The 24436-nt window shown below is 75.1% G+C and carries 22 protein-coding genes, 1 pseudogene and 1 riboswitch; of the genes and pseudogenes, 12 read left to right on the forward strand and 11 right to left on the reverse strand.

Annotation, left to right across the window (positions count from 1 at the left end; genetic code table 11):
- Positions 1-115: 115 nt before the first annotated feature.
- On the reverse strand, positions 116-559 hold the full coding sequence (locus AC0OLQ_RS33535) for a hypothetical protein (protein WP_484529461.1): 444 nt from the start codon (positions 557-559) through the stop codon (positions 116-118).
- A gap of 189 nt (positions 560-748) precedes the next feature.
- Here AC0OLQ_RS33535 and AC0OLQ_RS33540 point away from each other — a divergent pair, with 189 nt between their 5' ends.
- Complete coding sequence (locus AC0OLQ_RS33540; protein WP_484529462.1) at positions 749-1489, forward strand: helix-turn-helix domain-containing protein; 741 nt, start codon at positions 749-751, stop codon at positions 1487-1489.
- A gap of 69 nt (positions 1490-1558) precedes the next feature.
- Entirely contained in the window at positions 1559-2527 is a 969-nt protein-coding gene (locus AC0OLQ_RS33545; protein WP_484529463.1) for a Gfo/Idh/MocA family protein, read from the forward strand.
- Positions 2528-2570: 43 nt separating this feature from the next.
- Here the strand turns inward: AC0OLQ_RS33545 and AC0OLQ_RS33550 are convergent, their stop codons facing one another.
- From AC0OLQ_RS33550 to AC0OLQ_RS33560, 3 genes are all read right to left on the reverse strand, one after another.
- Complete coding sequence (locus AC0OLQ_RS33550) at positions 2571-3575, reverse strand: inorganic phosphate transporter (protein ID WP_357334412.1); 1005 nt, start codon at positions 3573-3575, stop codon at positions 2571-2573.
- Positions 3576-3579: 4 nt separating this feature from the next.
- Positions 3580-4206 (reverse strand): DUF47 domain-containing protein, encoded by a 627-nt coding sequence (locus AC0OLQ_RS33555; protein ID WP_148431186.1) that lies wholly within the window; start codon positions 4204-4206, stop codon positions 3580-3582.
- A 130-nt stretch (positions 4207-4336) separates the two neighbouring features.
- Complete coding sequence (locus AC0OLQ_RS33560; protein ID WP_484529464.1) at positions 4337-5314, reverse strand: PPK2 family polyphosphate kinase; 978 nt, start codon at positions 5312-5314, stop codon at positions 4337-4339.
- Between the two features lie 114 nt (positions 5315-5428).
- Here AC0OLQ_RS33560 and sigJ point away from each other — a divergent pair, with 114 nt between their 5' ends.
- Positions 5429-6385 (forward strand): RNA polymerase sigma factor SigJ, encoded by a 957-nt coding sequence (gene sigJ, locus AC0OLQ_RS33565; protein ID WP_484529465.1) that lies wholly within the window; start codon positions 5429-5431, stop codon positions 6383-6385.
- Between the two features lie 7 nt (positions 6386-6392).
- On the opposite strand, the gene AC0OLQ_RS33570 is transcribed toward sigJ, so the two are convergent.
- Positions 6393-6899 (reverse strand): DUF402 domain-containing protein, encoded by a 507-nt coding sequence (locus AC0OLQ_RS33570; protein WP_484529466.1) that lies wholly within the window; start codon positions 6897-6899, stop codon positions 6393-6395.
- Positions 6900-6997: 98 nt separating this feature from the next.
- Between AC0OLQ_RS33570 and AC0OLQ_RS33575 the strand changes: the two are divergent.
- Positions 6998-9163, forward strand: a pseudogene (locus AC0OLQ_RS33575) (ATP-dependent DNA helicase); the annotation flags it as partial.
- 63 nt (positions 9164-9226) lie between these two features.
- Here AC0OLQ_RS33575 and AC0OLQ_RS33580 read toward each other — a convergent pair.
- Positions 9227-10525 carry an AI-2E family transporter gene (locus AC0OLQ_RS33580; RefSeq protein ID WP_484529467.1) on the reverse strand — a complete coding sequence of 433 codons (1299 nt, stop codon included), beginning with the start codon at positions 10523-10525 and terminating at the stop codon, positions 9227-9229.
- Positions 10526-10679: 154 nt separating this feature from the next.
- On the opposite strand from AC0OLQ_RS33580, the gene AC0OLQ_RS33585 reads away from it, so the two are divergent.
- Positions 10680-11027: a GroES family chaperonin gene (locus AC0OLQ_RS33585; protein WP_357334398.1), complete on the forward strand. Its 348-nt coding sequence runs from the start codon at positions 10680-10682 to the stop codon at positions 11025-11027.
- Positions 11028-11106: 79 nt separating this feature from the next.
- On the forward strand, positions 11107-11274 hold the full coding sequence (locus AC0OLQ_RS33590) for a hypothetical protein (protein ID WP_357334396.1): 168 nt from the start codon (positions 11107-11109) through the stop codon (positions 11272-11274).
- A 25-nt stretch (positions 11275-11299) separates the two neighbouring features.
- On the opposite strand, the gene AC0OLQ_RS33595 is transcribed toward AC0OLQ_RS33590, so the two are convergent.
- Positions 11300-12784 carry a PrsW family intramembrane metalloprotease gene (locus AC0OLQ_RS33595; protein ID WP_484529468.1) on the reverse strand — a complete coding sequence of 495 codons (1485 nt, stop codon included), beginning with the start codon at positions 12782-12784 and terminating at the stop codon, positions 11300-11302.
- Between the two features lie 23 nt (positions 12785-12807).
- A riboswitch (SAM riboswitch) is annotated at positions 12808-12928 on the forward strand.
- Positions 12929-12977: 49 nt separating this feature from the next.
- Between AC0OLQ_RS33595 and AC0OLQ_RS33600 the strand changes: the two genes are divergently transcribed.
- Positions 12978-14240, forward strand: coding sequence for an aminotransferase class V-fold PLP-dependent enzyme (locus AC0OLQ_RS33600; RefSeq protein ID WP_484529469.1), 1263 nt, complete (start codon positions 12978-12980; stop codon positions 14238-14240).
- Positions 14241-14375: 135 nt separating this feature from the next.
- Here AC0OLQ_RS33600 and AC0OLQ_RS33605 read toward each other — a convergent pair whose 3' ends face one another.
- Complete coding sequence (locus AC0OLQ_RS33605) at positions 14376-15635, reverse strand: FUSC family protein (RefSeq protein ID WP_484532501.1); 1260 nt, start codon at positions 15633-15635, stop codon at positions 14376-14378.
- A gap of 74 nt (positions 15636-15709) precedes the next feature.
- On the opposite strand from AC0OLQ_RS33605, the gene AC0OLQ_RS33610 reads away from it, so the two are divergent.
- Positions 15710-16345: an HD domain-containing protein gene (locus tag AC0OLQ_RS33610; RefSeq protein ID WP_484529470.1), complete on the forward strand. Its 636-nt coding sequence runs from the start codon at positions 15710-15712 to the stop codon at positions 16343-16345.
- Here AC0OLQ_RS33610 and AC0OLQ_RS33615 read toward each other — a convergent pair.
- Complete coding sequence (locus AC0OLQ_RS33615) at positions 16317-16652, reverse strand: DUF4031 domain-containing protein (RefSeq protein WP_484529471.1); 336 nt, start codon at positions 16650-16652, stop codon at positions 16317-16319. The two genes, AC0OLQ_RS33610 and AC0OLQ_RS33615, sit on opposite strands and share 29 nt — an antisense overlap.
- 57 nt (positions 16653-16709) lie before the next feature.
- On the opposite strand from AC0OLQ_RS33615, the gene AC0OLQ_RS33620 reads away from it, so the two are divergent.
- Positions 16710-18110 carry an FAD-binding oxidoreductase gene (locus AC0OLQ_RS33620; RefSeq protein ID WP_484529472.1) on the forward strand — a complete coding sequence of 467 codons (1401 nt, stop codon included), beginning with the start codon at positions 16710-16712 and terminating at the stop codon, positions 18108-18110.
- A 4-nt stretch (positions 18111-18114) separates the two neighbouring features.
- Here the strand turns inward: AC0OLQ_RS33620 and AC0OLQ_RS33625 are convergent, their stop codons facing one another.
- Positions 18115-18591 carry a hypothetical protein gene (locus AC0OLQ_RS33625; protein WP_357334380.1) on the reverse strand — a complete coding sequence of 159 codons (477 nt, stop codon included), beginning with the start codon at positions 18589-18591 and terminating at the stop codon, positions 18115-18117.
- Positions 18592-18686: 95 nt separating this feature from the next.
- Positions 18687-20582, reverse strand: coding sequence for a glycerol-3-phosphate dehydrogenase/oxidase (locus AC0OLQ_RS33630; RefSeq protein ID WP_357334378.1), 1896 nt, complete (start codon positions 20580-20582; stop codon positions 18687-18689).
- On the opposite strand from AC0OLQ_RS33630, the gene AC0OLQ_RS33635 reads away from it, so the two are divergent.
- The 3 genes from AC0OLQ_RS33635 (at position 20581) to AC0OLQ_RS33645 (ending at position 24406) form a co-directional block, all read left to right on the forward strand.
- Positions 20581-23106, forward strand: coding sequence for a S8 family serine peptidase (locus AC0OLQ_RS33635; protein WP_484529473.1), 2526 nt, complete (start codon positions 20581-20583; stop codon positions 23104-23106). The two genes, AC0OLQ_RS33630 and AC0OLQ_RS33635, sit on opposite strands and share 2 nt — an antisense overlap.
- A 43-nt stretch (positions 23107-23149) precedes the next feature.
- Positions 23150-24079 carry a GNAT family N-acetyltransferase gene (locus AC0OLQ_RS33640; RefSeq protein WP_484529474.1) on the forward strand — a complete coding sequence of 310 codons (930 nt, stop codon included), beginning with the start codon at positions 23150-23152 and terminating at the stop codon, positions 24077-24079.
- Between the two features lie 84 nt (positions 24080-24163).
- The gene (locus AC0OLQ_RS33645; RefSeq protein ID WP_484529475.1) at positions 24164-24406 is read left to right on the forward strand and encodes a hypothetical protein; all 243 of its coding nucleotides are present in this window, start codon (positions 24164-24166) and stop codon (positions 24404-24406) included.
- Positions 24407-24436 lie beyond the last annotated feature (30 nt).

Here is a 24436-nt window from a genome sequence, read left to right on the forward strand (position 1 = left end):
CGTCGCGGTACTCGGCCAGCAGCGCCAGGCGGGCCGGTTCGCAGGGCCATGGTTGACCGCACGTGCCAACAGCGCCAGGTCGGTCGCCGGGCAAGGTGCGGTCGGGTCGCCCGGCTCACCGGAGCCTCAGCGCGATGGCACGGGCCTCCTCGTCGGTCAGCGGCAGGAACCAGAGGAAACGCTTCACGATCTCGGGCGGGGTCGGGCCGCCGACCCGGCCGCGAAGGTCGCGGATAGCCCGCCGGGTGATCCGGGAGAACTCGGGAATCAGGGTCGCCCGGCGGGCGGCGTCCGTCGGGGCGGACCTCAGCGTGGGGCACGGCCAGTCGCGGCCACACCGGTCGCACGTCCAAGCCGGGCCGCTCGCGATGTGCGCCGTGATCGGCCCCGGGCGGGGACGGGCCGGCCAGCGCGACGCTGGAACGACGTTCGTCACCCGGCCGGGGCCGCGGTAGGGCGGAATCATCGGCCCGATCGGTCCCGGCACGATCGGACGGGCCGGCTGCGGGTCGCGCCTCGGCGGCGGCGCGGGCTTCGGCTGTGGCGTCTCGTCTGGCATGGTGCTCCCCTCGACCGGCGATCGGGAGGGACCGTCGAGTGCTCGCCCACGGCGACGGCCCCACGGGACGCGGCCGCCGGGCTTCGCCGCCACCGGCCGCGCCGTCTGTACGGAACGCTCCCTTTCAGGTGCGGACGGTTGAACCGCCGGCGTGCGACCATCGAGGGACGTCTAGGAAAGGTCCCTTCGATGCCACGAAACGAAGCCCTGCGTGACGCGCTGACGATGGCGGGCCTGACCGTCGGCGACCTGGCGGCGAGGTGTCATGTGGACGCGAAGACGGTCGAGCGATGGATCAGCCGGGGTCGCCTTCCTCACCCACGTTCCCGAGTGCGGGCGGCCGAGGTGCTGGGTAAGGATATTGACGTGCTCTGGCCTGATGTTGTCCGCCGCGCAGTGAAGGTCGGGAACGACCGCGAGCTGGTCGGCGTCTACCCTCGCCGCTCCGACCTCCCGCGCACGCTCTTCCGAGACCTGATCGAACGGGCCGGGTCGCGGCTGTGGTTCGGGGGGTACACGAGCTATTTCGTCTGCCTGGAGGTGCCGAACGCCGCCGCGACGTTGGGCGGGAAGGCCGGCGGCGGCGCGGACGTGCGCTTCCTCCTCGGCGACCCAGGCAGCGCGGTCACTGCCGGTCGTGACCGAATCGAAGGGACACCGCTCAACCTCGCTACCCGCATCGCGATGACCCAGGCTGAGATCGCGAAGTCATCAACCGCGCTGCCCGTGCGGCTGTCTGACCGACACATCGCCATGTCCGTGTGGGTCTTCGATGACGAGGCGATCGTGGCGACGCACATCGGCGCGGCCCTCGGGCAGGATTCCGTGACCCTGCACCTGCGCCGCCGCGAGGCCGGCGGGCCGTTTGACCGGTACGTCGAGCACTTCGAATCGCTCTGGGCAGATGCTCGGGTCCCCGAAGGCGGCTGACCAGGTCCCGATTTCCCGACGGGTGGATCTTCTTTCCGGCGGCGGAACGGCCCGGGATAGCGTGCCGGTATGACGCGTTGGGGAATCCTGGCCACCGGACACATCGCCGCCCGCTTCGCCGAGGACCTGCGGCTGGCGCCGGGGGCCGAGCTGGTGGCGGTCGGTTCGCGTACCCGGGAGAGCGCCGAGCTGTTCGCGAAGCGGCACGACGTGCCCCGGGCGTACGCCTCCTGGGCGGAACTGGCCGCGGACCCGGACGTGGACGTCATCTACGTCGCCACCCCGCACGTCGCGCACCACGAGGCGGCCCTCACCTGCCTGGCCGGCGACAAGGCAGTGCTGGTGGAGAAGCCCTGCACGCTCGACCTGGCCACCACCACGGAGCTGGTCGAGACGGCCCGCGCCCGCGGCCTCTTCCTCATGGAGGCCATGTGGATGCGGACGAACCCGCTGATCCTCCGGGTGTTGGAACTGATCCGAGACGGCGCGATCGGCGAGGTGACCCACGTCCGGGCGGACTTCGGGGCGGCCGGCCCGTTCCCGCCGGAGCACCGGATGCGGGCCCGGACGCTCGGCGGTGGCGCCCTGCTCGACCTCGGCGTCTACCCGCTGAGCCTGGCCCACCTGCTGCTCGGCATGCCGCAACACGTGAACGCCTGGGCGAAGCTGAGCCCGGAGGACGTCGACGAGAACACCGGCATCGTCCTCGGTTGGGACTCCGGGGCGGTGGCGACGTTGAGCTGCGGGATCGTCGGCGCCACCGCGATCACCGCCGCGATCACCGGCACGACCGGCCGAATCGACCTGCCGGAGCCGTTCTACCGGCCCGGCGCCGCGGTGCTGCACCGGCTCGGCGCGGAGCCGGAGACCATCGCGGCGGACCTGACCGGCGGCGGCTACCAGTATGAGGCGATCGAGGTCCAGCGCTGCCTGGCGGCCGGGCTGATCGAGAGCCCGCTGGTGCCGCACGCCGCCACCCTTGAGGTGATGGGCCTGCTCGACGACATCCGGGGCCGGATCGGCGTCGACTACGCGTGAGGGGTCCCCCGCCACGGCGGGGAACCCCTCGGCGTCGGACCTCTCAGAACAGCGGGCGGACCAGCAGGTACGCCAGGCAGGCGATGGCCGCGGCGGCCGGGAACGTGATGATCCAGGCGATCACGATGTTGCCGGCCACGTTCCAGCGGACCGCGGAGAGCCGCTTCGTCGCGCCGACACCCATGATCGCCGAGGTGATCGTGTGGGTGGTGGAGATCGGGGCCTTCAGCACCAGGGCGTTGAAGTAGAGCACGGCGCTGGCCACGGTCTCGGCCGCGAAGCCCTCCGGTGGGCCCAGGTCGATGATCTTCCGGCCCAGGGTCCGGATGATCCGCCAGCCGCCCGCGTAGGTGCCGGCCGCCAGCATGGCCGCGGAGGTCCAGAACACCCAGCCCGGGATGTGCGTCTTGGAGTCCTGGAAACCGCCGGTGTAGAGCGCCAGCACGATGATGCCCATGGTCTTGGCGGCGTCCTGCATGCCGTGGCCGACCGACATGGCGGCGGCCGAGGCGGTCTGCGCCCAGCGGAAGCCCCGGTTGAGCTTGCCGGGCTGGCCCTTCCGGAACAGCCAGAGGATCGCCAGCATCAGCAGGAAGCCGAGCACCAGGCCGACCACCGGCGAGAGCACCATCGGGACGAGGACCTTCTCGACGATGTTGCCCCACTGCACGACGCCGTCGGCGGCGAACAGGGTCGCCCCGACCAGGCCGCCGAAGAGGGCGTGCGAGGACGACGACGGCAGGCCGAAGTACCAGGTGATCAGGTTCCAGGCGATCGCGCCGAGCACGCCGGCGAAGACCACCCCCAGGCTGGCCACCCCGGGTGGCAGGGTGACCAGGCCGTCGCCGACCGTCTTGGCCACCCCCGCGCCGAAGTGCGCGCCGACGAAGTTGCCGACGGCGGCCAGCGCCAGGGCGATCCGGGGGGTCAGCGCCCGGGTGGACACGCTGGTGGCGATCGCGTTCGCCGCGTCATGGAAGCCGTTCGTGTAGTCGAACGCCATGGCGACCACGATCACCGCCAGCACGGCGATGAGTTCGGGGGTCACGGGATCAGGACTCCTTGACCGCGATGGTCTCGACGGTGTTGGCGACGTGCTCGAAGGCGTCGCAGGCGGCCTCCAGCTCGTCGGCCACCTCCTTCATCTTCAGCACCGTGAGCGCGTCGTACTCACCGCTGAAGAGGCGGACCAGCAGCATCCGGTACGCCTGGTCACCGTCGTTCTCGAGGCGGTTGCACTCGATCCAGTAGTCCTCAAGATCCTTCATCGACTTCAGCCGGGGCATCGCCTCGGCGGTCAGCTTGGCCTGCTGGTCCAGCACGTTCACCAGCTCGTGCATCTCGCGCGGCAGCGACGGCAGCTTGGTCAGGCCGTAGAGGTAGAGCAGGTTGCCGACCGCCTCCAGGTGGTCCATCACGTCGTCGAGCAGCGAGCCCAGCCGGTAGATGTCCTCGCGGTCGAACGGGGTGATGAAGGTGGAGTTGATCTTCTTGTACAGCTCGTGGGTGATCTGGTCGCTGTCGTGCTCGACCTCGGTGAGCCGCTCGCTCACCGACTGGACCTCGACATCCGGCAGCCCCAGCTCGTTGAGCAGCTCGGTTCCCTTGACCAGGTTCTGCGCGGCCCTGGTGAAGAGCTCGTAGAAGGCGCCCTCGGTGGGACGGAAGGAAAACTTCACAGCACGGACCTCGTCGTGTCGGTGGAAGGGTGGCCGTCGCCCGGATGGCGTCTGCTCTGCGCATGCTAGGTACCCCGTGGAACCGGGCAACGCCCGGCCCACCCCTGGTCAGGCCCGATTCACCACTCGTTCACCTGCTGTTCACCTTGCCCGCTCCGCCCTCGCTGCGCAGCCGGTCTCGCTCCCGCGCGATGTCGAAATCGGCAGGCGGATACCCCAGATCCAACCCGTCGAACGTCTCCCGGAGCAGGTGCGCCACCGCCCAGTCGCGGTACCACTTCCGGTCCGCCGGCACCACGAACCAGGGCGCGACGTCCGGGCCGCACCGCTCGATCGCCTCGGCGTACGCCGCCTGATAGTCGTCCCAGTGGGCCCGGGTGTCCAGGTCGCTCGGGTTGTACTTCCAGTACTTCGTCGGGTCGGTGAGCCGCTCCATCAGCCGCTCGCCCTGCTCGGCGTACGAGATGTGCAGCATGACCTTGACCACAGTGACCGCGTTGCCGGCCAGCTCCCGCTCGAACTCGTTAATCAGGTCGTAGCGGCCCCGCCAGGTGGCCTCGTCGACCAGGCCCTCGACCCGGGCGATCAGCACGTCCTCGTAGTGCGAGCGGTTGAAGACGCCCACGTAGCCGGGAGGCGGGAGGGCCCCGCGGATCCGCCAGAGGAAGTCGTGCCGCCGCTCCTCCTCGGTCGGCGGGCCGAACGAGCGGATGTGCAGGCCCAGCGGGTTCATGGCGCCGGCCACCCGCTTGACCGTGCCGTCCTTGCCGCCGCAGTCCATGGCCTGGAGCACCAGCAGCAGCCGGCGCGGGCGGTCGCCGGCCAGGTGGGCGCCGGCCTGGGTGGGTGCGCTGGTCGCGCTCCCCGGACCGGCGGCGCCCTTCGCGGACGCGTACAGCATCTCCTGCTGCCGGCCGAGCTCCGCGCCGAGCAGCTCGACCTGCCCGCGCGCCCACTCCTTGCGGCCCTTGCCGCTCCCGGCCGCCGCGGGCAGCCCCGGGGTCGACCGGGGATCCACCGCCGCCAGGTCCACCGCGCCCGGGCCGGCCCGGAGCAGCTCCCGCATCGACCCGCCCTCGGGCCGCGCCACCTCGTCGACACCGCTCATCCCTCGATCCTCACCCACCCCGCCCGCCTCCGCCTCCCGAGCGGTGTCCGTTCCCGGGCGGCGCCGCTCCAGGGGCCCGGGGGAGAATGTGGGTTCCGGCGGAGGGGGCGGCACGTGCAGGAGCGGGCGGCGGAGTTCGAGGCGGAGCGCGGGCACCTGCTGGCGGTGGCGCAGCGGATGCTGGGCAGCCGGAGCGAGGCCGAGGACGCGGTCCAGGAGACCTGGCTGCGCTACGCGGGTGCGCTCGCCGACCCGGCCGCCCGGGAGCAGGTCCGCGACCTGCGCGGCTGGCTCACCACCACCTGCTCGCGGATCTGCCTTGACGTGCTCCGCTCCGCCCGGGTGCGCCGCGAGGCGTACCCCGGTCAGTGGCTGCCGGAGCCGGTGGTGAGCGCGGCGCCGACCGCGGACGGGTTCGCCCCCGACCCGGCCGAGCGGGCGGTCCGGGCCGACCAGCTCGGCACCGCGCTGCTGGTGGTGCTGGAGCGGCTGACCCCCGAGCAGCGGGTGGCCTTCGTGCTGCACGACGTCTTCGCCGTGCCGTTCGGCACGGTCGCCGAGGTGCTCGGCACCACCCCGGCGGCCGCCCGGCAGCTCGCCTCCCGGGGCCGCCGCGCGGTCACCGCGCCGGACGTCCCCCGGCACACCGCCGACCTGGCCGAGCAGCACAAGGTGCTCAGCGCGTTCGTGGCGGCGGTCGAGTCCGGGGAGCTGGACCGGCTGGTCGAGGTGCTGGCCCCCGACGTGGTGGTGATCGGCGACAGCGGCGGGCACTTCCCGGCCGCCCGCCGGCCGGTGGTCGGCGCCGACCTGGCAGGCCGCTTCATCCTCGGTCTCTTCGGCCAGGCCGCTCGCTGGGGCGGGCCCCTGCACGCCCGGCCGGTGCTGGTCGACGGCGCGCTGGGCTGGCAGGCGGAGACGGTGTTCCGCGACGGGCGGCCGCTGCGGATGGTCACCTCGTTCGCCGTGCACGAGGGCCGGATCACCGGCGTGTTCAACCAGCTCAACCCGGAGAAGGTGGCCGACCTCCCCGGGGTCGGGGCCGACGAGGACTGGCCGCCGCGCCTCTGAGGCCGGCTCAGACCACCAGGGCCAGCCACTTCCGGTACGAGGTGGCGAACGGCTCGGTGCCGTCGTCGAGCGCACCGAGCAGCCAGCGCGCGGCGGCCTCGGCCTCGGTCACCACGTCGGCGGGGTAACCCCAGCGCGCCCGGTGCTCGGCGAACTCGTCCTCGTCGCGCAGCTCGACCACGCCGGTCTCCCGGCGGCGCACCACATCGAGGTCGAGGTCGACCAGGTGGACCGTCTCCTCGCCCTGCCAGCTCGCCGGGGTGGTGATGTCGCAGTAGACCTCACTGGTGCGCGGGGGCGGGTTGAACATGCCGGTCCACCAGGCGTGCCGGGGCACCAGCAGGACGAACGGGATCCGCTCCACGGAGGGCCGGCCGTGGTAGACCGACTCGGTGCCGGCCGGCACGCCGAGCCAGACACCGAGGTCGTCCTCGGCGAGCCGGCGGGCCGGGTAGTCGCGGTGGGCGCTGCCGTCGTACTTGCGGTAGATCACGCGGACCACGTCGCTCGGCATGACTGGCACCCTAACCGATTCCGGCCACGCGACGCGATCGGCAGGTAACCGGACGCGACCCGCCGGCCACGCCACGCGGGCGGAGCGACCCACCCCCTGTCGGCGCCGGCGGGTACGGTCGCACGGTGACCCCGCCCCGCACCGCCACCGGCCCCGCCGTTCCCAAGAAGCGCCGGGGCGGCCGGCCTGGCGGGGGCGAGCTGCTGGCCGCCGCGGTCGGCGCGGTCCCGGGCGGCGCGGCCCGCCCCGGCCAGCAGCAGATGGCCGAGGCGATCGAGCGGAGCATCACCTCCGGCGAGCATCTGCTGGTGCAGGCCGGCACCGGCACCGGCAAGTCGCTGGCCTACCTGGCCCCGGCGCTGACCGTGGACGGCCCGGTGGTGGTCTCCACCGCCACCCTGGCGTTGCAGTCCCAGCTGGTCGACCACGACCTGCCCCGGCTGGCCGACGCGGTCGAGCCGGTGCTCGGCCGGCGCCCCACCTTCGCCGTGCTCAAGGGGCGGCACCACTACCTCTGCCTGGCCCGGCTGGACAGCTCGGTCGAGGCGGAGCCGGAGGACACCCTCTTCGACGCGCCGCGCCCCGGCGCCACCAAGTGGCTCGGCGAGGCGGGCCGGCTGGGCAAGCAGATGCAGCGGCTGCGTGACTGGGCGGAGGAGACCGCCACCGGCGACCGGGACGAGCTGGACCCGGGCGTGGACGACCAGGTCTGGCGGAGCGTCTCGATGCCGGCCCGGGAGTGCGTCGGCGCCACCCGCTGCCCGTTCGGCCAGGAGTGCTTCGCCGAGGCCTCCCGGGCCCGGGCCCGCGAGGCGGACATCGTGGTGACCAACCACAGCCTGCTCGCCGTCGACATGCTCGCCGGCCGGCACATCGTGCCGCCGCACAAGCTGCTCGTGGTGGACGAGGCGCACGAGCTGGCCGACCGGGTCTCCTCGGCGGCCCAGGCCGAGCTGGAGCCCCAGCTGATCGACCGGTCCACCCGCCGGGCCCGGCCGCTGCTCCGCCCCGAGGTGGCCGAACGGCTCACCGAGGCCGGCGACGCGCTCGCCGTGGGGCTGGCCGAGGCGCCGGCCGGGCGGCTCACCGCCGGCCTGCCGCCCGCGCTGCGCGAGGCGTGCACCCTGCTCGACGGCGCCACCCGGGCCGCCCTGGAGGCGATCGGCGACATCAAGGCCGACGACCCGGACCCGGTGCGCAAGCAGCAGGCCAAGGCCGCGCTGGACGAGCTCTCCACCACCGCGCAGCGGCTGCTGGAGGAGGCCGACCACGACGTGGCCTGGGTGGAGAAACCGGAGAACGGCAGCCGCCGGGCGCTGGTGGTGGCGCCGCTCTCGGTCGCCGGCACCCTCGCCACCCACCTCTACGACGAGCGCACCGTGGTCGCCACCTCGGCCACCCTGGCCCTGGGCGGCCGGTTCGACACGGTGGCCCGGGCGCTGGGGCTGGACGCGCCGCCGCCCGCCCCGCCCTCCCCCGCGGCGGCCGCGCTGGCCGCCACGGCCGCCGCCGGCCGCGCCGGCACCACATCCCCGGTGGCGAGCACCGACGGCAGCCGGGCGGCGACCGGCACCGTACCGGCCACCGAGGGGCCGGGCTGGACGTCGCTCGACGTGGGCTCGCCCTTCGACTACGCCCGGCAGGGCATCCTGTACGTCGCCGCGCACCTGCCCCGGCCCAGCGTCTCCGGGCTGCCCGAGGCGGCCGGCGAGGAGTTGCTGGCGCTGGTCGGGGCGCTCGGTGGGCGTACCCTCGGGCTCTTCTCCTCCCGTCGGGCCGCGCAGCAGGCCGCGGAGCTGCTCCGGGCGCGGACCGACCTGCCGGTGCTGCTCCAGGGCGAGGAGGCGCTGCCGCTGCTGGTCCGCCGGTTCCGCGAGGAGCGGGAGAGCTGCCTGTTCGGGGTGATGTCGCTCTGGCAGGGGGTGGACGTGCCGGGCGATGCCTGCCAGCTCGTGGTGATCGACCGGCTGCCCTTCCCCCGGCCCGACGAGCCGCTCGCCGCGGCCCGGGCGGCGGCGGTCGACGCCGGCGGCGGCTCCGGCTTCGCGGCCGTGAGCGTGCCGATCGCGGCGGTCCGGCTGGCCCAGGGGGTCGGCCGGCTGATCCGGGCCACCGGCGACCGGGGCGTGGTGGCGGTGCTCGACTCCCGGCTGGAGACCGCCCGCGGCTACGGCCCGTTCCTGCGCCGCTCGCTGCCCCCGTTCTGGTACACGACCCGGCCCGACGTGGCCCGGGGCGCACTGGAGCGGCTCGGCAAGAGCTGACGCCCGCGCCTCCCCGAGCAGGGGCGACGCGGGCGTCGGGTGAGCGGGTCTTCGGGGCGCGGGTCAGGGCGCGTGGGAGGCGACCACCACGGCGTCGGGTGGGGTGTCCGGCACGGTCCGCGCGGCGAGCCGGCGGACCGCGGTGTTGAGCACGGCGATCAGCGGCACCGCGACCAGCGCGCCCGCGATGCCGGCCAGCACCACGCCGGCGGCGATCCCGATGATCACGGCGAGCGGGTGGATGGCCACCGCCCGGCCCATGATCAGGGGCTGGAGCACGTGCCCCTCGACCTGCTGCACGCCGATCACCGCGCCCAGGATGATCAGCGCGGTCACCGCGCCGCTGTCGACCAGCGCCACCAGCACGGCCACCACGCCGGACAGCGCCGCGCCGACGATCGGGATGAACGCGCCCAGGAAGACCAGCGCGGCCAGCGGGAACGCGAACGGGATGTCGAAGATGACCAGGAAGATGCCGATGCCCACGGCGTCGATGAAGGCGACCAGCACGGTGGCCCGGACGTAGGCGCCGAGCGTCGCCCAGGAGGCGCGGCCGGCGTCGTCCACCTTCCAGCGGGCCTTCACCGGCAGCAGCCGGACCAGGAACCGCCAGATCTTGGCGCCGTCCCGGAGGAAGAAGAAGGTCGCGAAGAGCACCAGGACGGTGCCGGTGAGCACCTCGGCCAGGGTGGCCGCGGTGTTGAGCGCTCCGCTGGTGAACTTCTCCGTGTTGCCGTTGATCCAGCTCTGCGCCTCGTCGATGTAGCGGTTGAGCTGGCCGTCGGAGAGGTGCAGCGGGCCGGTCTTGAGCCAGTCCTGGATCTGCCGGACGCCCTGGGACGACTTCTCGCTGAGCTCCGGCACACCCTGGATGAACTCGTTCACCACCAGGGTCAGCGTGCCGACCACCGCGGCCAGGCCACCGACCAGCACCACGCCGGTGGCCAGCGACCGGGGCAGGCGGGCCCTGAGCAGCCAGCCGACCGCCGGGGCGAGCAGCGCGGAGAGCAGCAGCGCGACCGCCAGCGGGATGATCACGATGCGGACGGTGCCGACGATCTTGAGCAGCGACCAGGTGACGATGCCGACCACGATGAGCCGCCAGCACCAGGCCGCCGCGATCCGCAGCGCGTGCGGCACCTCCGCGTCGTCCAGGCTGGTGGTCGAGGAGTGCACGGGAGGCGGGGGCTCCGCGCCCACCACCGTCGCCGCCGGAGGCGCCGCCGGGCCCGGCGAGGAGGACGAGGCCACGTCCGGCTCCTCCGCCGACCGGTCCGGCTCGGTCCGCCGGGCCCGCGCCGACTCGCGGCCGGACTCGTACGCGCGACGGAGCCGTCCACGCATCCGCTCGAAGCGGCTCAAGCGCACCTCCCGCAAACTTGGTCCGCCCACGGACACAGGGTGGACAGGATACGTCCGTCCGCCCCACCCTAGGGCGACTCCGCCACACATTGCCCCCTGCCGCTCCGCCCAACCACGCCGGGATCGACCGCCGGGCACGCGGTAGCGTCTTCGCGTGAACGCCGACCAGAACCTCGACGCCGGGCTGCCGATCCGGCTGCTGCATGACCGTGTGCTGGTGCGTACCGAGAACGGCGAGGGGGAACGCCGTTCGACCGCCGGCATCGTCATTCCGGCCACCGCGGCGGTCGGCAAGCGGCTGGCCTGGGCCACCGCCGTCGGCGTCGGGCCGCACGTCCGCTCCATCGTCTCCGGCGACCGGGTGCTCTTCGACCCCGACGACCGCTCCGAGGTCGAGTTGCACGGCCGGGCGTACGTCCTGCTGCGCGAGCGGGACGTGCACGCCGTGGCGGCCGAGCGGGTGGATAAGGAGCCGACCGGCTCGACCGGCCTCTATCTCTAGGCGCCCCCGCCTCGCGGGTGCCGTTTGCGCCGCTGCCCGGCGGGAAGCCCCAGGCACGACAGCGCCCTGGGGAGGGATCATGCCGGTAGTCATCAAGAAGATACTTGCCTGGGGATTCCTCGCGTTCCTGGTCTACTACATGGCGTTCCGACCCGACGGCGCGGCGCAGCTGTTCAAGGGGATCGGGGCAGCCCTCATGGCCATCGCCCAGGGCCTCGGCGACTTCCTCACCGGCCTGATGACCTGACCCGCCGGCGCCCGGGGCGGTCCGGTCAGGCGTGCGGGTGCCAGGGGGCGGCCGGGCGCGGGCCGGGCCAGCCCTGCGGGCCGTGGCCGGCCGGGAAGGCCGGCGGCGGCGGGGCCAGCACCACCGGGATCGGCACCACCGGCTCGTCCGGGGCCTCGACCGCGCGCCGCGACCCGTCCGGGAAGCGCAGGTGGTAGCGCTGCCCGTCCCAGACCCCGACCGGCGCCTGCGGGTCACGGCCCACGAAGAACGCCCGGTACGCCCCGATCGCGTCCAGCAGCTCCCGTTCCTCCCGCGCCGTCCGGTCCCGCTCGGCGGGCTTGCGGTCCAGCCCCCGGCGCATCCCGTCGCGCAGCAGCGCCAGCCGGGTGGCCGCGAACTGGTAGCCGCGCATCGCCTTCACCCCACCGTCGCCGGCCACCCGCCGGGCCCAGGTCCGGGCGGCGTGCCGCCGGCCGAGGCTGCCCAGCGCGGCCACCTCGGGCGGGGTGAGCCAGCCGGCCCGGACGTAGTCCGGCAGGGTGCGCTCGGTGAGCCGCCCCTCCCAGGCGCGCAGCCAGATGGCCAGCCCGACCATGCCGAAGAAGATCGGCACCATCACGCCGAGGTAGCCGTAGAGCGCGATCAGCGGCTGCCCGGTGGCGGCGGCCAGCGAGGGCAGCAGGTTCCAGGTGCCGTGCAGCATCATGGCCACCAGCAGGCCGGCGATCGGGGCGAGGAAACGCACCCGCCGGTCGGCGGTACGCGCCGCGACCCCGAGCCCGACACCGGTCATCGAGGTGAACAGCGGGTGGGCGAACCCGAAGAGCAGGATCCGCACGATGAAGATGGCGATCACCTGGCGCGCGCCGGTGGCCGGGCCGTACTCCTCGACGCCGGTGCGGTAGCCGTATCCGCCCAGGTAGAGGATGTTCTCGACCATGGCGAAGCCGACGGCGGAGAGCCCGCAGTAGACCAGGCCGTCGGTGACCCCGGAGAACTCCCGGCGGCGGAAGATCAGCAGCAGGATCGGGCCGGCGGCCTTGGTCAGCTCCTCGATGAACGGGGCGACCAGCACGGCGGTCAGCGCCGCGGGCAGCCCCAGGTTGTCGAACAGCCGGGCGCCGGTCTCGTTGACCAGCAGCGAGATGGCGGTGGAGACGAACGCGCCCCAGGCGAAGCAGAAGATCAGATACTTCAGCGGCTCGGGCTCGTAGCGGTCGAGCCAGAGGAAGCAGGAGACCAGCACCGGCACCGGCAGGATCGCCGCGATCACGCCGACCAGCAGCGCCTCCGCGCCCAGGCTCTCGCCCAGGGTGAACACCATGAAGACCGCGCCGGCGGCGATCAGCAGCACCACCCCGGCCAGCGCCAGGAACCGCCGCCAGCCGAGCCGGCGCAGCGGCATCCGGGGGGTCGGCGACCCCGGCGGGACGGCGGGCGCGGTCGGCGGCGGCGGCGGGGCTCCGCCGGGCGGGGTGACGGCCATGCGGTCAGCGTAGTCATCCGCGACCCACTGGTCGGGTCGCATCGCGGCCGCTATGCTCCCGGACAGGTCACGAGTGCCAGCGCGAAGCCCCGGCTTGCTGGCCGGCAACCCTCGTCGAGTTCGCGGTGGGGTGCCCCGGGTGATGACCGGGCCCAGCCCGAACCGCGTGCTGGGCAAGCGCGGACCCCGTCCCGGTGGCCACACCCGGGGTCCCCTGGACCCGGGAGGCTCCGGCATGACCGTCACCCTCGCACCCTCGCTGCCCACCCTGCCCATCCCGAGCGCGCCCGACCCGCTCGGCGTGCTCGGCGTACCGGGGGAGATCAACCTGGACCACGCGGCCAGCGCGCCGTGCGCGCGGGCGGCGGCCGACGCGGTGGCCGAGCTGCTGCCCTGGTACGCGAGCGTGCACCGCGGCGCCGGCGCGCTGTCGCGGCGCTGCACGCTGGCCTACGAGCGGGCCCGGCAGACGGTCGCCGACTTCCTCGGCGCCCGCCCCGACGACCACGTGATCTTCACCCGGAACACCACCGACGCGTTGAACCTGCTGGCCCGGGCGCTGCCCGCCGGCACCACGGTGGTCACCTTCGCCGGCGAGCACCACGCCAACCTGCTCCCCTGGCCGCGGGGCTCGGTGCGGCTGCCGGTGCCGGACGGCCCGGGCGGGGCGGTCCGCTCCCTGGATGCCGCGCTCGGCGAGCTGTCCCGCGACGCCCGGCCCGGGCTGCCGGTGCTGGTGGCGGTGACCGGTGCGAGCAACGTGACCGGGGAGCGCTGGCCGGTGGCCGAGCTGGCCCGGGTGGCGCGCCGGCACGGCGCCCGGATCCTGGTCGACGCCGCCCAGCTCGCCCCGCACGCCCCGGTGGACCTGGCCGCGCTGGACGTCGACTACGTGGCCCTCTCCGGCCACAAGCTGTACGCCCCGTTCGGCGCGGGCGTGCTGGTCGGGCGGGCCGACTGGCTGGACGCGGCCCCGCCGTACCTGGCCGGCGGCGGGGCCACCAGCCACGTCGGGGCGGCCACCCACGAGGTGCGCTGGGCCACCGGCCCGGCCCGACACGAGGGGGGCACCCCGAACCTGCTCGGCGCCGTGGCCCTGGCGGCGGTCTGCGCGGCGCTGGCCGCCGCGGACCGGGACGCGCTGCACGCCCGCGAGCAGGCGCTGCTGGCCCGGCTCCGGACCGGCATCGCCGCCCTGCCGGACGTGGTGGAGCTGCGCACGTTCGGGCCGGACACGCCCCGGGTGGGCATCGTCAGCTTCGTGGTCGCCGGCCGCGACTCCGCCGAGGTGGCCGCCCACCTGGCGACCGTGCACCGGATCGGCGTCCGGGACGGCCTGTTCTGCGCCCACCCGCTGGCCCGCCGCCTGCTCACCGAGGCGGCGACCCGCAGCGGCCGCCCCGACCTGCCCGCCACCGCCCTCCGCGCCAGCCTCGGCCTCGGCACCACCCAGGCCGACGTCGACGCCCTCCTGACCGCCCTGGCCACCCTCCCCTGACCCGACCGCCCGCCCCGGCCCTGGGCTCACCCTGGTGATCATGAAGTTAGCGCCCTGGAAGGCGCTTTCCACAGCCGTTAACTTCATGATCACCGGGATCGGGCGGGGACGGCGGGGGCGGGGGCGGGGGCGGGGTCAGCCCACGGGGGGTGCCGTGGGGGGTTTGGGGGCGGGGCTCTGCTCGGTGATCTCGCCGGAGCGCTGCTCCCGATCGCCGAACGCCTGGCGGACCAGGCGGTTCGCCTCCTCCTGCTCGATGCCGGAGGCCACCATGAGGTCGCTCGCCGTGGTCCGCACCTGGGCGATCACCACGCTGCCGGAGAAACCCACCCCCTCGGCGTACGCCCGGCCCGCCTCGCTGACCGCGCGCAGCGACCGCTCCCGGGCCTTCTCCGGCTCCTCCCCGACGGCGAACTCGTGGCGCAGCAGGCGTACCGACTCGGCCAGGTGGGCGACCGAGTCGGGCATCGTGTCGGGGATGGGCTCCTCGTCCTCGATGACGGTGACCGAGCGGCGGATCAACGTGCCGCTGTTCCGCATCGCCCGGTCGATCGGGTCCGCCGCCTCGGCGTAGTGGGTCAGCTCGTCGCGCCGGTGCCAGCGGGCCGGCGAGATGGTGATGGTCTCCTTGGCCCCCTCGATCGCCTCGGAGAGCGCCGCCAGCTCCTCCTTGTTCTCCCGGAGCCGGAACAAGGCCCGCTGGGCGGCGCCCCGGTCCCGGTTGCGCAGCGCCTCCGCGCAGCCGTCGAGCTGCCCGGCGAGCAGGTCCAGCGCCGGCCGGGCCGCCCGGTTGATCACGCGGAGCGGGTTGAGCGGCAACAGGATCGCGGTGACCAGCAGCGCGATGCCGCCGCCGATGAAGGCGTCGACGAAGCGGGGTATCTCCAGGTTCTGGGTGGACGGGCTGAGCGTCACGATCAGCACCGCGGTGGCCGCCGCCTGGATCACGATGGCCACGCTCGCCCCGGCGAAGACGGTCAGCAGGATCGCGGCGGTGACCACCAGGCCGAGCTGCCAGGCGCCGGTGCCGAGGAAGTAGATCAGCAGGTCGCCGACGAAGACCCCGACCGCCACCCCGATGATCAGCTCGACGGTCCGGCGGAACCGCTGGCCGACCGAGGCGGCCAGGGTGCCGACCGCCGAGATCGGCGCGAACACCGGCTGCGGATTGCCCAGCACCACGTGGGAGACCAGGTAGGCCAGCCCGGCCGCGAGGCCCGCCTGGAGCGCCAGGCCGAGAGCCGTACGCACCCGGTGCAGCCGGTCGTGCAGGGTGGCCTTGCCCCGGTGCCGGAGCTGCTCCATGGCCTCGGAGATCCGCGCCCCGTCGACGTCGACCAGTCCCTCGCGCAGCGCCGTACGCCGGAGGAACGGCGGTCGTCGGTCCCGGGCCACGGCCATGGCCGGGACTACCCGTCCCGCCCTCGGTGAATCCTTCCGACCTGCCGGGGTGGGGCAGACTGCACCGCGTGGACGAGCTGATCGAAAGGTGGCGGGACGCTGCCCGGGCGGCGGGGGCGACCGACCCGGCCGGCGTCGAGCGGGCCGGGGCGCGGCTGCTGGCCGGCTGGCGGGAGCCGCACCGGCACTACCACACGCCGGCCCACCTGCGGGCGGTGCTCGACGTGGTCGACGCGTACGCCGGGTCGGCCCGCGGCCCGGACCTGGTGCGGCTGGCGGCGTGGTGCCACGACGCGGTCTACGACCCCCGGGCCGGCGGCGACGCCAACGAGCGGGCCAGCGCCGAGCTGGCCGGGGACCTGCTCACCGCCGCCGGGCTGCCGGCGGACGAGGTGCGCGAGGTACGCCGCCTGGTGCTGCTCACCGCCGGCCACGCGGTCGGGCCGGACGACCCGGACGGCGCCCTGCTCTGCGACGCCGACCTGGCGATCCTGGGCGCCTCGCCCGCCGACTACGACCGCTACGCGGCCGCCGTGCGCCGGGAGTACGCCCACGTCCCCGACCCGGGGTTCCGCGCCGGCCGCGCCGCGGTCCTGGCGGACCTGCTGGCCCTCCCGGTCCTCTTCCGGCTGCCCGAGCCGCACCGCCGCTGGGAGGCACGCGCCCGCGCCAACCTCAGCCGGGAACTCGCGACCCTGCGCTGATCCCGGGCTGCCGCGGTGCCGGCCGGGCCGGAGCGCCCGGAGCGGGGACGGTGCGGGGCTTGGGCCGGCGCAGGTCGGCGGCGCGGAGCAGGCGGACGATCTCGCGGGAGGGGACGAGCCGGGCGCCCAGCCAGACGGCCATGGGGACGCGTTCGGCGGGGAGGTCGTAGTGGTCCCGGTCGAAGCCGCGCCGGGGGGCGCCCAGCGCCTCGGCGAAGGCGTGCAGCTCGGCGTACGAGACGTCGCTGATCAGGTGCGACCAGAGCCGCCCCCGTGAGGGCACCGTGGGCGGGTCCAGGTAGAGCATGGCGACCAACGGTACGCCCGGTTGGTCAACCCCGCCGGCACGACCTAGCCTTCCGGCATGGCCGCCCATCCCCTCCTCGACGACCTGCGGAGCGCCCTCGGCGACGCCGCCGTGCTGACCGACCCCGACCTGCTGGCGATGCACGAGCGGGACGAGGCCGACCTGTGCGCGGCGGGCACCCCGCTGGTGGTGGTCCGGCCGCGCGACACCGGGGAGGTCGTGGCGGTGGTCCGCGCGGCGGGCCGCCACGGCGTACCCGTGGTGCCGCAGGGGGCGCGGACCGGGCTGGCCGGCGCGGCGAACGCGGTGGACGGCGCGGTGGTGCTGAGCACCGTCGCCATGGACCGGATCGTGGAGGTCGACCCGGTCAGCCGGATCGCCGTGGTGCAGCCCGGCGTGGTCAACGCGACGCTGGCCGGGGCGGTCCGCGAGCACGGCCTCTGGTATCCGCCCGACCCCGGCTCCTGGGAGTCGTCCACCATCGGCGGCAACGTGGCCACCAACGCCGGCGGCATGTGCTGCGTGAAGTACGGCGTGACCACCGAGTACGTGCTGGGGCTGGAGGTGGTGCTCGCCTCCGGCGAGGTGCTGCGCACCGGCCGGCGCACCGCCAAGGGCGTCGCCGGCTACGACCTGACCCGGCTCTTCGTGGGCTCGGAGGGCACCCTCGGCGTGATCACCGAGGTGACCGTGGCGCTGCGTCCGGCGCCCGAGGAGTCGCTGACCCTGGTCGCGGTCTTCCCCACCACGGCGGCGGCCGGCACCGCTGTCGCCGGGATCGCCGCGCGCGGGCTCACCCCGAGCCTGCTGGAACTGCTGGACCGGACCCATCTGCGTGCCATCGAGGCGTACCGGCCGATGGGGCTGCGGACCGACGCGCAGGCGCTGCTGCTGGCGGCGGTGGACACCGGCTCCCGGGCGGCCGACGACCTGGCCCGGCTGGCCGAGGTGTGCACGACAGCCGGGGCCGACGAGGTCTACGCGGCCACCGACGCCGCCGAGGCCGCCGCGCTGCTCCAGGCCCGGCGGCTGGCACACCCGGCCATGGAGAGGTTCGCCGCGGAGGCCTTCCCCGGCGGCAACGGCGGTCTGGTCATCGACGACGTGGCGGTGCCGCGCGGCGCGCTGGCGGCCCTGCTCGACGGGGTGGCCCGGATCGCCGAGGAGTGCGGGGTGCCGATCGGCGTGGTCGGGCACGCCGGCGACGGCAACATGCACCCGAACATCGTGGTGGATCGGGCCGACCCGGCCAGCCTGGCCCGCGGGCGGCGGGCCTTCGACGAGATCATGCGGCTCGGGCTGGAACTCGGCGGCACCTGCACCGGCGAGCACGGCGTCGGCCTGCTCAAGCGCGACTGGCTGGCCCGGGAGATCGGGCCGGTGGGCGTCCGGGTGCACCAGGCGATCAAGGCCGCGCTGGACCCGGCGGGGCTGTTCAACCCCGGCAAGGTGTGCTGACCCCTCAGCCCTTGTCCTCGGCGGGGCTGGCCTGGGTGATCAGCAGCAGGACCTGGTAGGCCACCGGCGGCTTCGGCTCGCCCGGGCAGTCCTGAATGGTGATGGTCAGGCCCGGCGGGATCAGCAGCGTGGACGTCAGCGCGTCGATGCAGCCCTGCTTGTAGTGCCGGGCCTCGTCGGTCTCCTTCGCCAGCGCCGGGTCGGCGAGCATCTGCTGCAACCGCTGTGTCTGCTCGGGGGTGAGAGCCCCGGTCGAGTCGACGCCGTCGCCCGCGCAGTCTCGGCACTGCCACCGCCCGGCCGGGTCGACCTCCAGCTTGCGGGTCGGGCCGTCCGCGCCGAGTTGCTGCACCAGGGAGACCCGCCGCCCGTCGGGGGTCGGCGAGACCGCGCCGGCTCCGTCCGGTGTGGTGGCACCCTCGGCCCGGCCGAACAGCGAGCAGCCGCTCAGGGCGATCGCCAGCAGGACGCCGACGGACACAGCACGGACGCGCGACCAGGATGGGCGAACCACGCCGGGAAACCTACACTTCCGTAGGTAAGCCCGGTACCCTCCGGAACGACGTTACCCGCCGGTCACCGGGAAGACGGCAGCTCGACGCTGTCGCCGTCGGTGCCCCGGTCCGCCGCGAAGCCCCGCACGTCCGGCGCGCCCAGCCGGGCCGCGTCGGCCGCCACGTCGTCCGCCATCAGCTGCGACTGCCGCTCGGCCTCCACCCGGGCCCGGTAGTGGGCCACCTCGCGGGCGCGGGTCGCCGCGTCCCAGCCCAGCACCGCGCCCATCAGCTCCGCGGCGTGCTCCGCCGACTCCAGGCCGCGGTGGCTGGTCTCGATGGAGATCCGGGTACGCCGGGTCAGCACGTCCTCCAGGTGCAGCGCCCCCTCGGCGCGGGCCGCGTACGTCACCTCGGCGGCCAGGTATTCCGGGGCGCCGGCCAGCGGGGAGCCGAGCAGCGGGTCGGCGTCGACCAGGGCGAGCAGGTCGAGGGTGAGCGTGCCGTAGCGCTCCAGCAGGTGCTCCACCACCCCGACCGGCACCCCGTGCCGGCGGGCCAGGTCGGCCCGGTCCCGCCACATGGCCGCGTAGCCGTCGGCGCCGAGCAGCGGCAGGTCGGCCGTGCGCGACGGCCGGGTCCAGCCGAGCCGGTGCACCGCCCGGTCGACCACGTCCGAGGCCATCACCCGGTAGGTCGTGTACTTGCCGCCGGCCACCAGGAGCAGCCCCAGCATCGGCTCGACGACCGCGTGCTCCCGGGAGAGCTTGGACGTGGAGTCCGCCTCACCGGCCAGCAGCGGGCGCAGCCCCGCGTACACGCCCTCGATGTCGTCGGTGGTGAGCGGGCGGTCCAGCACCATGTTGACCTGCTCCAGCAGGTAGTCGATGTCCTTGGCGGTGGCCGCCGGGTGGGACCGGTCCAGCCGCCAGTCGGTGTCGGTGGTGCCGATGATCCAGTGGCCGCCCCACGGGATGACGAAGAGCACGCTGCTGGCGGTACGCAGGATCAGCCCGGTCTCGCCGGTGATCGCCGAGCGGGGCACCACCAGGTGCACTCCCTTGGAGGCCCGGACCCGGAAGCCGGGGCGCAGCCCGACGTCGTTGAGCATCCGGGACATGTCGTCGCTCCACACGCCGGTCGCGGCGATCACGGTGCGGGCGCGTACCTCGAACTCGGCGTCCGGCGAGCCGGCGCGGGCCTCCAGGTCGCGGACGCGGACCCCGGTGACCTCCCGGGCCTGCCGGATCAGGCCGACCGCCCGGGCGCTGGTCACCACGGTCGCGCCGAGGCTGGCCGCGGTGCGGGCCAGGGTGGTCACCAGCCGGGCGTCGTCGACCTGCCCGTCGTAGTAGCGGATCGCGCCGGCCAGCTTGTCCGGGCGCAGGCTCGGGAAGATCCGGCGGGCCCCCTCCCGGCTCAGGTGCCGGTGCAGCGGCATGCCGCGCCCGCCGCCGAACACCCCGGCGAAGGCGTCGTAGGCGGCCACCCCGGCGCCGTAGTAGGAGCGGCGGAAGAACCGGCGGGGCAGGTCGCGCAGCCCGCCCTCGGCGGGGAGCGGGACCAGGATCGGGACCGGGCGCACCAGGTGCGGGGCGAGCCGGGTGGCGAGCAGCCCGCGCTCGGTCAGCGCCTCGTGCACCAGGTGGAACTCCAACTGCTCCAGGTAGCGCAGGCCGCCGTGGATCAGCTTGCTGGACCGGCTCGAGGTGCCGGCCGCGAGGTCGCGCGCCTCCACCAGGGCCACCTTCAGGCCGCGGGACGCGGCGTCGAGCGCGGCGCCCGCTCCGGTCACGCCACCGCCGATGACCAGCACGTCGAACCGCTCGGCGCGGAGTCGGCGCAGGTCGTCGGCGCGGCGCTCGACGGAGAGCTGACCGGCCGCGGATCGGGACACGTTGGGGTCGCGCACCCGTCCACCGTAACCGGCCACGCACTTCGGCGGCAGGTACCCGCCGGGCCGTACGGTGAGGGCCATGCAGGTCGGCCCGCCCACCGCCCCGGTCCCTCCGCCCGCTCCCGCCCACCGCGACACCGGGCCGTGGCCGGTGGTGGCCGCGGCGGTCACCGGTGTCTGGGCCGTGCTGGTCGCGGTGCCGGGCCAGCTCGTCGGCTGGGTGGTCGACCAGCTGGTGCTGGTCGCCGGCCTGGACCGCACGCTGGCGGTCTGGCCGGTGGTCGCCCTGGTGACGGTGCTGCTGGTGGGCGCACCCACGCTGGCGCTCGCCCTGCTCCCCCGCTCCCCCGCGATCCGGGCGACCGGCCGGGCCTGGCTGGCCGGCACGCTCGCGCTCGGCGCGCTGACCCTGCTCCGGGCGCTGCCGCCGGTGCACCACGAGGCGTACCTGGCCGCGCTGGCCGCGACCGCCGCGCTGGGCGCGCTGACCCTCGACCGGCTCGCCCGCCGCCGATCCGCCTCGCCGGTTGCGTCCGCCCCGCCGGCTCCGGGTGGCGCGCCGGATCCGGGCGGCCCGCGGGCCTCGGGCGGCGCGGCGGCCTCGGGTGGCGCGCGGGGTGGTCCGGGCGAGGTCGGGCCCGACGGCCGGGGGTTCGGGCCGGTGACGCTGCTGGCGATCGCCGCCGGGCTGGCGTCGCTGCTGCCCTGGGCCTGGGTGGGCGCGCTGGGCGGGGCGCTGGAGACGCTGCTCGCCGGGCTCGCCGCCGCCGCGCTCGGCGCGCTCGCCGGGGTGCTCCTCGGCCCCGCGTTCTGGGCGGCGTTCGCGGTCGGCGCGCCACCCCGGCCCGCCGGGCTGGTGCTGGTCGGCGGGCTGGTCGCCGGGGTGACCCTGGCGTTGCTGGGCGCCGGGGCCGGTCAGTCCGGGGCACAGCTGCCGGAGCTGCTCCTCCTGCCGCCGCTCGGCTTCGTGCTCGGCGCGCTGGAGGCCGCGGCCCGGCACGACGGCCGGCCGGCCGGGCGTGCGCCGGTGCGCTGGCTGATCGGCCTCGCGCTGGTCGGGCCGCTGGCCTTCACCGACCCGGAAGAGGTCACCGTCCTGCTGGCGACCACCCGCGACGTCCCGTTCTGGGTCGCGGTGGCGACCGGCGCCGCGTTCGCCGTCGCGGTCCTGCTCGCCGTCGGGTACGGCGTGCTGCTCGCCCGGCGCCGCGCCCGCCCGCCCCGGCGCGGGCTGGCCGGGCTGACCGCCGCGGCCCTGCTCGCCGCCGTGGTCGTGGTCTACGCGGTCCCCGGCCAGCCCGGCCTCCACGGCGAACGGCTGCTGGTGGTGCTCCGCGAGCAGGCCGACCTGACCGGCATCCCCGCCGGAGCGCCCGGTCGGGCCGGCCGGGACGCGCGGGCGGCCGAGGTCTACCGGCGGCTGGTGGCCACGGCCGAGCGGACCCAGGGCGACCTGCGCCGCGCGCTGACCCGGTTGCGCCTGCACCCGACGCCGTACTACCTCGTCAACGCCATCGAGACGGACGGCGGGCCGGCGGCCCGGGCCTGGCTGGCCGGCCGCCCGGAGGTGGCCCGGGTGCTGGTCAGCCAGCGGCTGCGCCCACTGCCCGCGGCGGCGCCTCCGGCCCGGGGCAGCGTGCCGGCGCCGACCGGCCCGACCTGGAACATCTCGCTGATCGGCGCGGACCGGGTCTGGTCGGAGCTGGGCGTGACCGGGGCCGGTGTGGTGGTCGGCAGCTCGGACTCCGGGGTGGACGGCCGGCACCCGGCGCTGGCCGCCGGCTTCCGGGGCGGCGACGACTCCTGGTACGACCCCTGGGAGCACCGCCGCGCGCCGGCCGACCGGGGCGGCCACGGCACGCACACGGTGGGCAGCGCGGTCGGCCGGAACGGGATCGGGGTGGCCCCCGGCGCGAGCTGGGTCGGCTGCGTCAACCTGGACCGCAACCTGGGCAGCCCGGCGCGCTACCTGGACTGCCTCCAGTTCATGCTGGCCCCGTTCCCGCCCGGCGGGAACCCGCTCACCGACGGACGGCCGCACCGGGCGCCGGACGTGCTGACCAACTCGTGGGGCTGCCCGCCGGTGGAGGGCTGCGACCCGGGCGCGCTGCGTCCGGCGACCGCCGCGCTGGCCGCGGCCGGCATCCTGGTGGTGGCCGCCGCCGGCAACACCGGCCCGTACTGCGGCTCCATCGCCGACCCGCCGGCACCGTACCCGGACGTGCTCACGGTGGGGGCGGTCGACCGGGCCCGCCAGCTCACCCGGTTCTCCAGCCGGGGTCCGGCGGCCGGGGGCGCCGGCAAGCCGGACCTGGTCGCGCCCGGCGCCGGGGTGCCGTCGGCCTTCCCGGGCGGCGGCTACGCCACCCTGGACGGCACCTCGATGGCGACCCCGCAGGTGGCCGGGGTGGTGGCGCTGATGTGGTCGGCCAACCCCGCGCTGGTCGGCGACCTGGACCGGACCCGGCGCATCCTCACCGAGACGGCCGCCCCGGCCGGGGTGCCCGCCGGCGCGCCCTGCGGCGGCGCCCGGAACCTGGTCGGCGCCGGCCTGGTCGACGCGTACGCGGCGGTCCGCGCCGCCCGGGCCGCGGACCTCGGTTAACAACCCTGTCCATTGGCCGACGGATGGCCTAGGGTCGGCGTCCATGGACGTGGAGATCATCGAGCTGGGTCCGGACCGCCTGCCCGAGGTCGTCGACCTCTGCCGACGCGCCCTCGACCTGCCGGAGGACGCCGCCGAGGCGCCGGCGATCGTGGCCACCCTCGCCGACCGCGCGGCGGCCGACCGGACCGTGCTGCGGCTCGGCGCGGTCCGCGGCGGCGCGCTGGTCGGGGTGCTGGTCGGCTCACTGTCCGCCGGGGACCCGCGGCTCGGTCACGTCGACCTGCTGGCGGTGGCGCCGGAGGAGCGCCGCCAGGGGATCGGCGGAGGGCTGCTGACCGAGGCGGAGACCCGGCTCGCCGGGCTCGGCGCGGCCGAGCTGCTGCTGGCCGGCAATCCCCCGCACTACGCCTGGCCGGGCATCGACGTGCGCTACACCCCGGCGGTCTGCGCCGCGCTGCGGCTCGGCTACCGGCAGGACCGGACGGGGTGGAACATGACCGCCGACCTGAGCGCGGGCTCGGCGGCCCTGCGCTCCACCGAGGCCGCCGAGGAGCGGCTGGCCGCGCGGGGCGTGACGGTACGCCGGGCCGAGCCGGCGGACCTGCCGGCGCTGGCCGGGTTCGCCCGGGCCACCTTCGGCGGCGCCTGGGACGGTGAGCTGGCCAGCTCGGTGGGGCGACCGGACGCCGGCGCGCACCTGGCCGAGCGGGACGGCGAGATCCTCGGCTTCGCCGCGTACGGGTCGTCGCGGCCGAGCTGGTTCGGGCCGATGGGCACCGCCCCGGCCGCCGAGGGATCGGGCATCGGTGGGGTGCTGCTCCGCCGCTGCCTGCGCGACCAGGCGGCGGCCGGAATTGAGTCGGCGCAGATCGGCTGGGCGGGCCCGGTGCCGTTCTACTCGGGGGCGGCCGGCGCGCGGATCGAGCGGGTGTTCTTCCTGTACCGGAAGGCACTGAACGGACAGAAGTAATTAAAGTTACATAGACGGTAATAACGTCATTCGGCCTCCTCGGCATCGACCGCCCCCTACGGTCGGGAATTAGAGGAGGCGGGCATGACCACGGACGACGAACGGACCGACGACCAGCCGGCGAGCTGGCGCCCGGTCGGCGAGCTTCCCGGCCAGCTGCCGTTCGACCGGCTCGACTTCGGCGACGCCGAGCAGCTCGCGGAGATGACCGGGGCCGACGGAGCGTCCACCGACGAACCGCTGCAACTGGTGGACGAGCCGATCCGGAGCACACCGCCGTACGACCGGGCGCACAAGCGACGCAACCAGCGTCGACTGCCGACCTGAGACAGACGGAAAGGGGGCGGACCGCTGACG

This window comes from Micromonospora sp. Utrum1 (assembly GCF_057197805.1).